Annotated in this window: 12 protein-coding genes; 6 read left to right on the top strand and 6 right to left on the bottom strand. The window is 35.2% G+C overall.

The window, feature by feature from the left end; all coding sequences use genetic code 11:
- Positions 1-146 precede the first annotated feature (146 nt).
- Entirely contained in the window at positions 147-335 is a 189-nt protein-coding gene (locus AC23MB_RS06065) for a hypothetical protein (RefSeq protein ID WP_313028634.1), read from the top strand.
- On the opposite strand, the gene AC23MB_RS06060 is transcribed toward AC23MB_RS06065, so the two are convergent.
- Together AC23MB_RS06060 and dacB are read right to left on the bottom strand one after the other, a co-directional pair.
- Complete coding sequence (locus tag AC23MB_RS06060; protein WP_313028632.1) at positions 298-807, bottom strand: DNA-deoxyinosine glycosylase; 510 nt, start codon at positions 805-807, stop codon at positions 298-300. The two genes, AC23MB_RS06065 and AC23MB_RS06060, sit on opposite strands and share 38 nt — an antisense overlap.
- Positions 808-2181 carry a D-alanyl-D-alanine carboxypeptidase/D-alanyl-D-alanine endopeptidase gene (gene dacB / locus AC23MB_RS06055; protein WP_487786760.1) on the bottom strand — a complete coding sequence of 458 codons (1374 nt, stop codon included), beginning with the start codon at positions 2179-2181 and terminating at the stop codon, positions 808-810.
- A gap of 198 nt (positions 2182-2379) precedes the next feature.
- On the opposite strand from dacB, the gene pruA reads away from it, so the two are divergent.
- The gene (gene pruA, locus AC23MB_RS06050) at positions 2380-4005 is read left to right on the top strand and encodes an L-glutamate gamma-semialdehyde dehydrogenase (protein WP_313215610.1); all 1626 of its coding nucleotides are present in this window, start codon (positions 2380-2382) and stop codon (positions 4003-4005) included.
- 77 nt (positions 4006-4082) lie between these two features.
- On the opposite strand, the gene AC23MB_RS06045 is transcribed toward pruA, so the two are convergent.
- Together AC23MB_RS06045 and AC23MB_RS06040 are read right to left on the bottom strand one after the other, a co-directional pair.
- The gene (locus AC23MB_RS06045; protein ID WP_312323742.1) at positions 4083-4361 is read right to left on the bottom strand and encodes a hypothetical protein; all 279 of its coding nucleotides are present in this window, start codon (positions 4359-4361) and stop codon (positions 4083-4085) included.
- Positions 4362-4603: 242 nt separating this feature from the next.
- A complete protein-coding gene (locus AC23MB_RS06040; protein WP_487786759.1) occupies positions 4604-6199 on the bottom strand; it encodes a peptide chain release factor 3 in 1596 nt (531 codons plus the stop codon).
- Between the two features lie 135 nt (positions 6200-6334).
- On the opposite strand from AC23MB_RS06040, the gene mtgA reads away from it, so the two are divergent.
- Together mtgA and AC23MB_RS06030 are read left to right on the top strand one after the other, a co-directional pair.
- Complete coding sequence (gene mtgA, locus AC23MB_RS06035; protein ID WP_313028624.1) at positions 6335-6982, top strand: monofunctional biosynthetic peptidoglycan transglycosylase; 648 nt, start codon at positions 6335-6337, stop codon at positions 6980-6982.
- 17 nt (positions 6983-6999) lie between these two features.
- Entirely contained in the window at positions 7000-9036 is a 2037-nt protein-coding gene (locus tag AC23MB_RS06030; RefSeq protein WP_487786758.1) for a recombinase, read from the top strand.
- On the opposite strand, the gene AC23MB_RS06025 is transcribed toward AC23MB_RS06030, so the two are convergent.
- Positions 9014-9313: a hypothetical protein gene (locus AC23MB_RS06025; RefSeq protein WP_313028618.1), complete on the bottom strand. Its 300-nt coding sequence runs from the start codon at positions 9311-9313 to the stop codon at positions 9014-9016. The genes AC23MB_RS06030 and AC23MB_RS06025 overlap by 23 nt on opposite strands.
- Before the next feature lie 401 nt (positions 9314-9714).
- On the opposite strand from AC23MB_RS06025, the gene ychF reads away from it, so the two are divergent.
- Together ychF and AC23MB_RS06015 are read left to right on the top strand one after the other, a co-directional pair.
- On the top strand, positions 9715-10806 hold the full coding sequence (gene ychF / locus AC23MB_RS06020; protein WP_079667096.1) for a redox-regulated ATPase YchF: 1092 nt from the start codon (positions 9715-9717) through the stop codon (positions 10804-10806).
- Positions 10807-10898: 92 nt separating this feature from the next.
- Complete coding sequence (locus AC23MB_RS06015; RefSeq protein ID WP_313028617.1) at positions 10899-11696, top strand: T9SS-dependent choice-of-anchor J family protein; 798 nt, start codon at positions 10899-10901, stop codon at positions 11694-11696.
- A gap of 86 nt (positions 11697-11782) precedes the next feature.
- Here AC23MB_RS06015 and AC23MB_RS06010 read toward each other — a convergent pair whose 3' ends face one another.
- Positions 11783-14041: a zinc-dependent metalloprotease gene (locus AC23MB_RS06010; RefSeq protein ID WP_313028615.1), complete on the bottom strand. Its 2259-nt coding sequence runs from the start codon at positions 14039-14041 to the stop codon at positions 11783-11785.
- Between the last annotated feature and the right edge of the window lie 22 nt (positions 14042-14063).

Below are 14063 nucleotides of genomic sequence, written 5' to 3'. Positions count from 1 at the left end.
AAAAAGCCTTTGTCAAGCCTTTAAAATTTTATAATTTTTTTTTTCTAAAAAACATCTTTTTTAAGAATAATATTTCTAAATTCAATCCACTTTTACAAAAATTAATATGGCAACTAACAGAAGAGATTTCATAAAAACAGCCAGTCTTGCCGCCACTAGAAATTGAGCACTTCAATTTTGCACCGAAAATTATTGTCCACATCCACGCCATGCGTTTTTTGGTTGACTATATAAGAGGCGATATCTATTACGGTTTGAGTTACGAAGGACAAAATCTTGTCCGTGCAAAAAATCAAATTAATCTTCTGAAAGGCATGATGAAGCATGATCTTTAATCTGTTGCCAAACTTCCAATTTTTTATCAAACGAAATCGTATGTAAAGGGCTTGTAGAAGGCAAAGCAACAACTGGAACTTCAATTTCTTTTCCGAAAGTTTTTATTAAATTTTTGTAAGATTTTTGCCCATTACAAAAGATGACTTTAAGATTAGGATAATCTTTTAAAAGTTTTAAAATGTCATTTTCCTTTTCGTTTTTAATTTCAGAATCGAGACTTCCTTTGCGTTCGCAAGAGTCGATGACATCCCAAAGCGCAATTTTATTCTTCTTTAAAATTTGAAGTTTTCTTTGATAATCTTTAGTGAAATCTTCATTAAATAATTCAAAAATAATCGACCAAAATTTATTCTGAGGATGCGCATAATATTCTTGCATCTCCAAAGACTTAACACCCGGAATTGATCCTAAAATCAAAATTTCGGAATCTTCATGAATAACCGCCGGAAACGAGGAAATACGCTTTGACATTTACTTCAAATTATCCAAAACATTGAACAAAGCTTGGCTGATATCGCCCGATTGATAGTTGTTGAGAATAATCGCGTAGATATATTTTTTACCCGCTTTCGAAGTGTGATAGCCTGCAAAAGATTTGGTATCGCGGATGGTTCCACTTTTCATTTTCATAGCATTTTGCGTTGGAAATCCTTCAAAATAAGCCGAAAACCAAGGCTTCTTTTGCGCATATAACAAAGCTTGAACTTCCGCTTTTGCAGACACATAATTTTGTGGTGATAAGCCGCTTCCATCCGCAAAATTTATCATAGATGCGTTAATCCCTTTTGACTTCCAAAAATCTTTCAAAAACTGAACGCCAACTTTATAAGATGGATTTCCTTTCTTCTCTTTTGCCATTGTTTTCAAAAAAGTTTCGCCATAGAAGTTGATACTCTTTCTTAAAAACCAAAATACCATTTTGTCCAAAGTCGGCGACTGGTATTCGAAAAAATTATTTTTGACAGGATAAGAATTCATTTTTTTACCAGACAGTTGGTTGCCGTAATAGGTTTCCACATTTCCAGAAACACTAATATTTTTAGAATTTAAAAATGATTTTAATTCTGCTCCTAATTGCAAAGGCGGATTGGGAACCGAACCAGAAACCGTCATCGCCTTCCCTGCTGGCAAACTTCCATTAATTAACGCAACATCCGAATGTGGCGCCGTAAAAATCAAACTTTGATCTGAAGAACCTGCAGCTTTTAGCTCATTAATCCATTTTACATTTTCTAAATCGTAAGAAAAATTCTTAAACTGCGTACCGTTGGTATTGATGTCAAACTGATTTTCGCGCCAATTGATTCCCCATGTTCCGGCACCGTAATAATTCCCGATATCGTCCCAAGGCCACCCACCTGGCACCGACTGAAAATCGAAATAAGAATCATCAATTATAATATTTCCTGCAATAGATTTTATGCCTTTTTGTTGTAAAGCATGATAAAGTTTTTCTTTAAACTTTTCGGGTTTGTAATCATCATAGCGCCAACTTCCCAAAGTGGGATCACCGTTAGAACTTACCCAAAGATCGCCTTCCAAATTACCATTCTTGATTTGTCCAGAGTAACTTGCAGTCGTCGTATATCGATAATCTTTTCCTAAAATTTCTAAAGCTGCTGCTGCCGTAAAAATCTTTTGCGTACTTGCCGTAGAAAGACCTTTGTTGGGTTGATATTCGTACACCACATTCCCGTTATCATCAGCAACATAGAAAGATAAATTTGCAGAATATGCTCCCGAAGAATTTAGAAGTTTCTGCGTCGATTTATCCAATTGATCTGCAACATTTTGTGCCATAGCAACTTGCGTTACCAATACCAAACTCAAGAATATCCTTTTCATTTAATAAAAACTTTATGCATTTCAAATATAAGAAATGCAGGATAAATCATGCGGCTAAGAACTTTTTTAATGTCTATATTCTTTTTAAACAATACATTTAAGTTTGTTGTAACAAACATTAGGTATTTTAATTTTTTCTTTCATTAAATATTGGGTAAATTTGTAAGACTTTAATTCGAAAATTAAAAATATTACAATATGTCAAAAGCAATTTCGCAAGTTCCTATTGCGATTAATGAACCTGTAAACTCTTACGAACCAGGATCTTCAGAAGTAAAAAGCTTAATCGCCACTTACAAAAAAATGTGGGCAGAAAAGATCGAAATCCCAATGGTTATCAATGGTAAAGATGTTAAAACTAATAACCACGTTAGATTGCAATCGCCACAAGATCACCAACATGATTTTGGATTTTATCACCAAGGTGATATGTCGCACGTTGACCAAGCAATTGACACAGCCTTAGCTGCGAAAGCAAAATGGAATGCGCTAGGTTGGGAACAACGTGTTTCTATCTTTTTAAAAGCAGCTGATCTTATTGCAGGACCTTATAGAGATATCATCAACGCAGCAACGATGATTGGTCAATCTAAAAACGTTCATCAAGCTGAGATTGATGCTGCTTGTGAGTTTATTGACTTTTTAAGATTCAATGCGGAGTTTATGACAGAAATGTATGCTGAGCAACCAATTTCTGATAACGGAATTTGGAACAGAGTTGAATACAGACCTTTAGAAGGATTCTGTTTTGCGGTGACGCCTTTTAACTTCACAGCAATTTCTGGTAACCTACCAGCTTGTATGGCGATGATGGGTAACGTTGTAGTTTGGAAACCATCTGACAAGCAAATCTACTCTGCAAAAGTTATTATGGACGTCCTAAAAGAAGCTGGTCTTCCTGACGGAGTTATCAATATGATCTTCACTGACGGTAAAGAAACTGCTGAGAAAGTAATGGCTCACAGAGATTTTGCTGGTCTTCACTTTACTGGTTCTACTAAAGTTTTCCAAGGGATGTGGAAAATGATTGGTGATAATATCCACAACTACAGAACTTATCCAAGAATCGTTGGTGAGACAGGTGGTAAAGATTTTGTAATCGCACATCCATCGGCTAATGTAGAAGCTGTTGCAACTGCTTTGGTAAGAGGTGCTTTCGAATACCAAGGTCAAAAATGTTCTGCGGCATCTAGAGCTTATATTCCTCAATCGCTTTGGAACGATGTTAAAAAAGTAATGGAAAACCAAATGTCAACTATTAAAGTTGGTTCTCCAGAAGATCCTTCTAACTTTGTTAATGCTGTTATTGACAAAAATTCTTTCGAAAAATGTAAAGGTTACATCGATAGAGCTAACGCATCTTCTGAAGCAACTGTTGCAATCGGTGGTAAATATGACGATGCTAAAGGTTGGTTCGTACATCCTACAGTTATCGAAACAACAAATCCTCAATACGAAAGTATGGTTGAAGAAATCTTTGGTCCTATCCTATCTGTTTATGTTTACCAAGATGCAGATTGGGCAGAGACATTGAAATTAGTAGATTCTTCGTCTCCATATTCTTTAACTGGATCTGTATTCTCACAATGTCGTTATGCCATTGACGAAGCTTACAAAGCTTTAGAAAATGCATCTGGTAACTTCTACATCAACGACAAGCCAACTGGTGCAGTTGTTGGTCAACAACCTTTCGGTGGTGGTAGAGCATCAGGAACTAATGACAAAGCAGGTTCTAAAATGAATCTTCTACGTTGGGTATCTGTACGATCTATTAAAGAGACTTTTGTATCGCCTAAAGATTATAAATATCCTTATTTAGGTTAATCCTATTTAATTAAAAAAAAATAAAGAAAGCCAGTCCGCAATTAGACTGGCTTTCTTCTTTATTAAAAAAACACAAACTATTCTAGTTTCTTCCTAGAGATTTTTACCTCTTTACCTAGTAATTTAGAATTTACAATAATTTCGTCAGTCGTTGTACTTTTAGTTTGTTTAATCTTCTTTCCATCGCCAAAATCTACTTCGAAATCATCTTTTGTTGTAATGTAGAATTTAACATTAGCGTCATCGGCCAGATTAGTTACAAAACTAATTTTTGGTACCCCTGCGTCATTTGGATTATAAGGATTATCATCATCGTCATCTCGACATGACAAAATTGTAAATCCTAATTCCAACAACAATAGGTAAATAATTTTACTACTTTTTTTTCACTATTTATAATTTTTTTTTAGCTTGTATTAAAACAATATTAATAGTTAATTATTATTTAGTTATTTACAATTTATAATATTTTAAAAGCTTTTATAATATTTTAACAAAGCTTTATTTCTATTTTTTTAGCCTAAAATTCAAAATATATAAACAAAAAAAAGCCAACTTGTTTCCAAATTGGCTTTATATAATTTATCTGAAATAAAATTTAATATTGATTTCTAAACTCACTTATGAAGTGCAATTTAATGTTCGGGAATTTCTCCTGCGTCATGTGGATCGTAAATGAAGAATCTGCCAAAAAGACCAATTGATTGTATTTATCTCTTGCTAAAAAACGTTGTTTAAGTCTCGCAAACTCACGGAATTCCTCCGACTTTTCATCCGCCTCAACCCAACAAGCTTTGTGGATTGACAATGGCTCATAAGAACATTTTGCACCATATTCGTGCTCTAGACGATATTGTATAACTTCAAACTGAAGCGCCCCAACTGTCCCGATAATCTTACGACCATTCATTTCCATGATGAATAACTGCGCAACGCCTTCGTCCATTAATTGATCAATACCTTTGGACAATTGTTTAGCCTTGAGAGGATCATCGTTATTAATGAAACGGAAATGTTCTGGCGAGAAACTCGGAATACCTTTAAAGTTTAGCTTTTCGCCAGCGGTCAAAGTATCACCAATTCTAAAATTCCCCGTATCGTGAAGACCAACAATATCACCTGGGAAACTCTCTTCAACAATTTCCTTTTTGTCAGCGAAGAATGCATTAGGTGACGAAAATTTCATTTTTTTGCCATCTCTTACCAAAAGATAATTTTCATTTCTTTTGAAAGTACCAGAAACGATCTTCACGAAAGCCAAACGGTCACGGTGTTTTGGATCCATATTCGCGTGGATTTTGAAAACAAAGCCAGTAAAGTTTTTCTCTTCTGGTTTTACAATCCTAAGATCTGACTCTTTTGGTTGAGGCATCGGCGCGATTTCAATAAACGCATCCAAAAGCTCACGAACACCAAAATTATTTAATGCCGAACCAAAGAAAACTGGTTGTTGATTACCATTAACATAAGCCTCTCTATCAAATTCTGGATAGACAGATGCAATCAATTCCAATTCTTCACGAAGTTGAGCGGCAGCTTTTTCGCCAATCATTTCATCGATTTTTGGATCGTTGATATCATCAAATTTTATTGAATCTCCAACTTTTTGTTTTTTCTCTTCTAAAAATAATTGAATGTTCTTTTCCCAAATATTATAAATCCCTTGGAAGTCGCTCCCCATACCAATTGGCAAAGAAAGTGGTACAACGCTAAGACCTAATTTTTGTTCAACTTCATCCAAAAGATCAAAGGCGTCCTTCCCTTCTCTATCCAACTTGTTGATGAAAACCAACATTGGAATATTTCTCATCTGACAAACCTGAACCAATTTTTCAGTTTGTTCCTCAACACCTTTTGCAACGTCAACAACCACAATCACCGAGTCAACCGCAGTTAATGTTCTGTAGGTATCTTCCGCAAAGTCCTTGTGACCAGGCGTATCGAGAATATTGATTTTATGATTTTTATATTCGAAAGCCAACACCGACGTCGCTACAGAAATCCCTCTTTGACGTTCGATTTCCATAAAGTCAGACGTTGCACCTTTTTTTATCTTGTTGGATTTAACCGCACCTGCTTCTTGGATCGCTCCACCGAATAGTAGTAACTTCTCCGTCAAAGTCGTTTTACCAGCATCGGGGTGCGCGATGATCCCAAATGTTTTTCTTTTGCTAATTTCTTTTTCTAAAGACATAATAAAATTTCAGATTGCAAAAATCGTGATTTTTATTCAAAAACTAAAATTAGAATTGATATGAATTTTTCTTGATACTTTATCATTTGAAAATTATTAAAATCTAAGTATTTTTGCCCATGAAAACAGTATAAAATGTTTAAATTTTTAAAGAAATTAATTTTAGTAATAATCATTGCTAACATCCTATTCATAGCACTTGGCCTATTTTTTAATCCACCAATAACGTGGACGCAATTGGGTGGTATTATTAAATACGGAAAACTAGAGCGCGATTATATTTCTTATGACGACATGGGAAATAATGTAAAAAAAGCGGTGATAGCGTCCGAAGATCAATTATTTTTTACGCATAACGGTTTCGATACAAAAGCCATACAAAAGGCATTAAAACACAACGAAAAGAAGGGTGAAATCCGTCGTGGCGGAAGTACGATTTCTCAACAGACTGCAAAAAATGTTTTTTTGTGGCAAGGTAGAAGCTGGTTCCGAAAAGGATTGGAAGTTGTTTATACATTTATTATCGAAAAAGTTTGGGGCAAAGACGTTATCCTTGCGCGTTATCTTAACTCTATCGAAATGGGACAAGGCGTTTTTGGTGTAGAAGCAGCATCTAATTATTACTTTGGTAAAAGCGCTAAAGATTTAACAAAAAGCGAAGCCGCTTGGATCGCTGTTGTGTTACCTAATCCAAAAAAATACGATCCAAAAAATCCTACACCTTATTTGCGCAAAAAGCACAATTGGGTAATGCGCCAAATGAATAACATTGTTCTGAAATAATTATCTTTGCAAGACTTATGGCTTTAAGATTAAAAAACAGAGACAATTTTAGTATGGTTCTAAAAAAATATTTTAGTGCCAAAAACGAAACTTTTTCTCTAGATCCGCTTGCTGAACTAATAGCTGCGGTAAAAAAAGAAGACATCGGCGTTTTTGTAGCTTATCTTAAAGATAATCACCATATTACAGAAAACCTTAGTTATTATATTCATAATATTTTTAAAGATAAAACCTTCAATCTATCTTTGACAGAGGCGGATATTTTATCCGAAAACGCTTTCTTCCCTGAACTGAAAAAACGACTTCTAAATAAATTTCTGCCAAGCATCGAAAACGAAGACACTATTTGGTACCTCGTAGATGTTGTTTCGGTTACACCAAAAAAAGATTTAGATTTTTTCATTAATTCGCAAGAAGATAAACTAAGTGAGCTTTTTAGACTTTTGAAAGTTGACCGCTTTGTTGCTAATCCTTATGTGAAACGAGAATTGCTTTTTGCTTTCAATGTTTTAGCATGGCGCGTTATCGGGAATGCGATGGATGTGGAAGTTATGAAGATGGTACCTAAGTATCGTAATCTCGATAATCCATTTTTGGCTTTACAAAACGAATTGGATATTTTAATAACACAATTCAAAGAAGATCCTAACTTCCAACTCAACTCAAAGGATGAAGTTTACAAGCAGATAAAAGTCTATCTACAACAATGTCAAGATTTCGTAAATATCGCTTTTAAGAACAGCGGAAAATATGGAATTTCTAGTAAGATTAATCTTTATCTTTTAAAGATTCGTCAGCAGTTGACGAGGATGTCCGATATCCTACAAATCTTTGTTATTGACACACCTGAAGATTACGTCGTACGATCAAAACAGTTGTTTCTCAATATTCTTCGCTACAAATCTCATAAGAATAATGTACAAGATTTGATCTCTGACAGCACACGATTGATGTCGCACCTAATTACCAACCACACGGCAGAAACAGGAACGCACTATATCACCTCTAACGCTAAAGATTACATGAAAATGTTTTGGAAAGCTAGTGGTGGCGGTGTTATCGTTGGAGCACTTTGTGTTCTCAAAATGTTGTACGGTAGTCTCGAAGGTAGCGATTTTAGTCACGCATTTTTGTATTCGCTTAACTATGCGATGGGTTTTGTGATGATCTACCTCATGCATTTTACACTTGCGACCAAGCAACCTGCAATGACAGCGGCGACTATGGCAAAAGTGCTTGCTGATGGAGAAAGTAGAAAATCAAACTTTACAGATTTTGCGCATTTGGTTTCAAAATTATTTAGAACGCAGTTTATTGCCTTTGTTGGAAACGTCTTGCTGGCATTCCCGATTGCGCTGGCGATTGTATATGGACTCGAAGTTTTATTTAAACAAAATTTTGCCATCGACAAATCGACCAAGTTGCTGACCGATCTCAACCCTTTTGAATCAAAAGCTATTTTCCATGCTTGTATTGCTGGCTTTTTCTTATTTATTTCTGGCATTATTTCTGGTAATATTGGCAACAACTCTATATTTTACAAAATACCTGAACGTATTGCGAAGAATCCATTTATCAACTATTTCTTTGGAAATAAGTTTGCAGAAAGCCTTTCTCAATATTATTCTAAAAACTGGGCGGGGATTGTCTCTAACTTTTGGTTCGGGGTTTTCTTAGGTGCGACGGCGCCTATCGGTTTATTTTTCGGATTAGACCTGGATATTCGACACATTACCTTTGCGGCTGGTAACTTTGCACTAGGACTTTATGGTAAAGACTTTTCTGTAGATTCTTACACGTTTTGGATAGGCTTTGTCACCGTATTTTTAATTGGATTTTTCAACTTTATTGTCAGCTTTGGACTATCGATGATCTTGGCGTTCCGTTCAAGAAAAATGAATACTACAGAAGTGGGCGCCATCTTTAAAGAAATCTTTAATTATTTTATCAAAAATCCTTTGAGATTCTTTATTCCGATACGCTCAAGACTAGACGGAAAAGCGCAAGAATTAATGGAAAAATCAAAATCTTCTACAAAACCAAAAGATCTTTAAAATCGAAATCGTCGCCAAGATTGGTTTTAATTTTATTTAAATAAAAACTTTTTCGAAGTCTAAAATCATTTTTTAACAAAGGTGATTTTATCTTTATTAAAAGTTGATCTGCATCAATATTAACCGATTCTATCTCATTAAAAAGATTAGTAGAAAGATAATCTTGTAAGAAATCTTTAACCTCAAAGGCCCGAAGTTTTGACTCAAATCCGTGGATTCTTGCAAAACTCTTTACCAATTCCGAAGACAAAAACTCTCTTTTCTTTTTCTTTCCCATTATTAAAGCTTTTCAACAATATTTTTTTTCACTTAAATATTAATCACAAAGGAATACGGAGGATATAACCAACATCTTTTCGGGGATAAAACACTTTTTTTATACGAGCTGTCATTTCATAGAAAAATCAACTCGAACTGACGTTAGTTTATACCGAACGAAGCTTAATTATATTAAACTACCAAAACCTTAAAGATGTCATGTAAAGTAGCTCCTTTGATCTAAAATTAAAAAGTATAGCTATTGCGTTTTAATTATTTTTTAGCCAAGCTACAATCGCTTTTCTGCGACGATGTAAAATTAAAATTTAAAAAACAAAATCACTATCTTTGCACGCGATTATTTGAAGCAAATTCAATATTCAAATTATTAAATATTAACTAAATAAACATCGACATATAATGAAATGTGGAATTGTAGGACTACCTAACGTTGGAAAATCAACACTTTTTAACTGTCTTAGTAATGCCAAAGCGCAATCTGCGAACTACCCTTTCTGTACTATCGAGCCTAATTTAGGGACGGTTTCGGTACCAGATCCACGACTTTTCGAACTTGAAAAAATCGTAAATCCTGAGCGTGTTTTGCCAGCAGTTGTTGAGATTGTTGACATCGCAGGACTTGTAAAGGGTGCGAGCAAAGGTGAAGGTCTTGGTAATCAATTTCTGGCTAACATCCGCGAATGTGAAGCGATTATCCATGTTTTGAGATGTTTTGATAATGGTAATATTATCCACGTAGAAGGTTCTGTTGATCCACTTCGTGACAAAGAGATTATCGATATCGAGCTTCAGCTTAAAGATCTTGAAACAATCGGAAAAGCAGTTGACAAAGCAAAAAAATTCATCAAATCTGGTAAAAAGGAAGATATCTTGACGTACGAAACTTTACAAAAGCTTCAACAATTTGTAGAGGACGGAAAAAACGCAAGAGAATTCCCAGTGGATGATTTAACAAAGTCGATTATCGACGAAGTACAGTTGTTGACAAATAAGCCTGTTCTTTACGTTTGTAATGTTGACGAAAACTCAATTAAAAACGGTAACGACTGGATTGCTAAAATCGAAGAAATGGCGAAAAATGAAGGCGCTGAAGTTGTTGTTCTTGCAGCACAAATCGAAGCTGACATCAACGAGCTAGAGTCTTATGAAGAGCGTCAAATGTTCCTAGAAGAGCTAGGTCTAGAAGAGCCAGGCGTTAATAGATTGATTCGTCAAGCCTATGCATTATTGAAACTTCAAACTTACTTTACGGCAGGTGTTAAGGAAGTTAGAGCTTGGACAATCGGGAAAGGTTGGACGGCGCCACAAGCTGCTGGTGTTATCCATACAGACTTTGAGAAAGGCTTTATCCGTGCCGAAGTTATCAAGTACGACGACTACATGACTTACGGTTCTGAAGCTAAAGTAAAAGAGGCTGGAAAGCTTTCTGTAGAAGGTAAAGAATACATCGTACAAGATGGTGATATTATGCACTTTAGATTTAATGTTTAATTAAATTTTTAGTTTAAATAAATTATCAAAACACTTGCTTTTAGGCGAGTGTTTTGTTTTTTAGTACATTTGGTCAACTTAAAATATTATTTATGATTAAAAAACTATCTTTTGCAGCTTTATTTTTAGTAGGCTTTGCAGGTTTCTCACAAACTGTAATTTTCAGTGAAGATTTTGAAACAGAATCTGGGCGTAATTCCTGGATTAATGAAGATCGAGACGGTGATGGCGAAAAATGGGAATTTGACAATTCAGAAGTTGATGCTTTTTCTGGATATTATGCTACATCATGGTCATGGTTCATGGAAGCTTTTACACCCGACAACACATTGACAAGCCCTATTATTAATTTGCCAAACAATGCAGATAAAACATTGTCCTTAAAGTTTGATATTGGCGCTTTTGATGCTGACTACTTTCAAGAGCATTATGCTGTTTATGTGATTCCGGCAAGCTCAAATTTTACAGGAACTGAAACGCCTGTTTTCGAAGAAACGCTTGATGCTGGATATATGCAGGAAGCAAAACACGTTAATGTCGACATTAGCCAATATGCGGGACAAGCTGTACAAGTTGTATTCAGACATTATAATTGTACGGATCTTTTAGTTTTGATATTAGATAATATCCAAGTTATTGAGGAAGCTAAACTTGCTACATCTGATGCAAACAAAATTGGTATTAAAATCTACCCAAATCCAACTTCTGATTTAATAAAAGTTGAAGGTCTTAACAACATCGAAAAAATTCGTGTTTTTGATATGTCTGGAAATATCGTTTTGGAAACAAAAGCTTCTGAAGCCAACATCCAAAACTTAACTTCTGGTCACTATCTTGTTAATATTTATTCTGGTAAAGATGTAATCTCTAGAAAGATTATTAAAAAATAACTTTTCATTAAATTAAGGAAACAAAAAAAAGCTACTCAAAATTGAGTAGCTTTCTTATTATGTGTTTTTGCCTGATTGATTATTTATTATTTAGCGATAACTAATTTCTTAGAAGTCGATTTACCATCGTAATCCACTTTTAAGAAGTAAACTCCAGAACCTAATTGAGATAAATCAATTTTATCCATGCTCTTACCTGAAGATTTTACATCTTTTTTTGATGAAACCAGACGACCTTCTGCAGTGAAGACTCTGTATGATACATTTTTAGCATCAACTTCCATGGTAAAGATACCATTTTTCGAAGGGTTCGGATGGATAACGACCTCTTTAGCAGCATCTACATTACTTGTTGCTAAGTCTGAGTTAATTTTAAATTTAACCTTGTTAACGTTTAAGAATACATTATCAATAGCCTTGATCATGATTCTTGCATTATCGCTTACACCTAATCCTCCAGGGACTGTAAATGTATATGTACCATTATTTGGTGTACTCGCTACCAACTCATGAGGGAAGGTTAAACCACCATCTGTCGATAATAAAATCTGCACATTGGCAGTATTAACTGGGGCAACATTTGTATTTGCAACATCCCAAGTAATTGTTTGTGTTGAACCTAAATTCCAAACGATATCTGCGGCATTTTGAGAAGTTACAAGGAAAGGTCCAGCTTCAACAGATACCGTCAACTTAACATCATCTCTACCAGACTGTCCACCAACCGGATTGTTATCTCTAACTAAAAGTGAGAAATTAAGAGATCTTGCTACGTTAGAAAGTTTTTCCCAAGATCTATAATTAGCTTGGGCATTCATGTTAGGATTATAACCTTCGATAATCGTTGATAATCTTGGGAAGTAACGCTCTGGAGAAACTGTCGCAGTCATTGATCTAAACATTGGGCCTACCGCGTTCGCAGGTCTTGGCGGCATTGTTGCTGCACCAGTATCTATTTGTTCCCAGTTATAAGTAATGGTATCACCATCTTGGTCAGAGCCAATCCCTTTAAGTACAAAAGGTGTTTCTTTAGGGATCGTTCTATCTGGACCTGCATCTGCAGTTGGCGCATTGTTACCTGTGGGTGTATTAACACTACAGCTAGCTGCACCTGTAACATGAGCGTACATCTCTCTTATACTCACCGAGTGGAAGTAAGCATCACTATTACTTTGAACATTTGGCGAACAAATACCAGCATACCCCATAATAGTACTAGCACTACCTGGCTCAATTGATGTTCCATCGTTTCTATTACAGTTATTATTTTGTGTATGGTTAGCACCAAACTGATGCCCCATCTCGTGTGCTACGAAGTCAATAACAAATGGATCGCCCACGGGATTTGCAGAACCCGTTACACCACCTGCTTTCAAATTGCTATTACAAACAGATCGAAGATAAGCTACACCATTGTCATTTCCTTGTTGTGCTTGGAAATATACGTGACCAATATCGTAATTTGGTTTTCCAATTAAGTTATCAACAGCCGTTTGGTTAGTCCCAAGCATAGAAGATGCACTTAATGGATTATAATTATCCGAATCGATAAAGATCAATAAATCGTTATTAGGCACTAATTCTAGTTTAACAGATAGATCGTTACCGTATACTTCGTTAAGTCTATTAACTGTTAAGTTAAGAGCTGCCATAACTGCTGTTTTCTTCTCAGCATCAGTACCATTACCAACTCCAGCTGCATTTGCTGTATATGACGTGTATTCTACAGCAGTAGCCAAAGCGAGTCTATACTTACGCATTTGACCGTCTTTAACTGTTTTGCTTTGGCTAGCATTTTCCATTGTTTGATGGATTTCCTTTTCGCCGTGCTCATCAAAAAGACAGTTAAAATTACGTGCTGAAGACGCATTCTTACGATTATACATCATGTAAATCTTATTATCTTTAGAATAAGAATCAATGTAATAAATTCCTTGCGAATTTCTTACGCTTGCATTAAATCCAAAATATGGATCGTATGTAAATGTAATTCTCGTTAAAGGATCTCCAACTTTAACCCCTGTGAAAGATCTAACATCAGCATATTTTGCTTGTAGATCTGGGTGCATTGTAGAAGATTCTACCACTTCAAAAGTATCTGTAGTACCTTGCTCATTAGGGAACTTCATTAATGTTTTCCCTGAGTTTTTTCCGATAGCTGATAACTGCGCTTCAAACTGAGAATTGTTAAGACTCACTAATTTGTAATCTGTTACAGTAATTGATCTTTCTCTTGCATTAGACACATTCTTTGTAGCAATGTTCATCCAAGAATTTTGTTGAGCGTAGAAAGCTCCAGTAGACATTAGAGTTACCCCTAACCCCAATAATAATTTTGATTTCATTAAAATTTATTTTGCGACTATA

The organism is Soonwooa sp. T0.1_25 (genome assembly GCF_057652215.1).
This window is presented reverse-complemented; position numbering and strand designations above follow the sequence as displayed.

Coding starts and splice junctions, on each gene's coding strand:
- AC23MB_RS06060 (WP_313028632.1), bottom strand. CDS start 807: ATGTCAAAGCGTATTTCCTCGTTTCCGGCGGTTATTCATGAAGATTCC.
- dacB (WP_487786760.1), bottom strand. CDS start 2,181: ATGAAAAGGATATTCTTGAGTTTGGTATTGGTAACGCAAGTTGCTATG.
- pruA (WP_313215610.1), top strand. CDS start 2,380: ATGTCAAAAGCAATTTCGCAAGTTCCTATTGCGATTAATGAACCTGTA.
- AC23MB_RS06040 (WP_487786759.1), bottom strand. CDS start 6,199: ATGTCTTTAGAAAAAGAAATTAGCAAAAGAAAAACATTTGGGATCATC.
- mtgA (WP_313028624.1), top strand. CDS start 6,335: ATGTTTAAATTTTTAAAGAAATTAATTTTAGTAATAATCATTGCTAAC.
- AC23MB_RS06030 (WP_487786758.1), top strand. CDS start 7,000: ATGGCTTTAAGATTAAAAAACAGAGACAATTTTAGTATGGTTCTAAAA.
- AC23MB_RS06025 (WP_313028618.1), bottom strand. CDS start 9,313: ATGGGAAAGAAAAAGAAAAGAGAGTTTTTGTCTTCGGAATTGGTAAAG.
- ychF (WP_079667096.1), top strand. CDS start 9,715: ATGAAATGTGGAATTGTAGGACTACCTAACGTTGGAAAATCAACACTT.
- AC23MB_RS06015 (WP_313028617.1), top strand. CDS start 10,899: ATGATTAAAAAACTATCTTTTGCAGCTTTATTTTTAGTAGGCTTTGCA.
- AC23MB_RS06010 (WP_313028615.1), bottom strand. CDS start 14,041: ATGAAATCAAAATTATTATTGGGGTTAGGGGTAACTCTAATGTCTACT.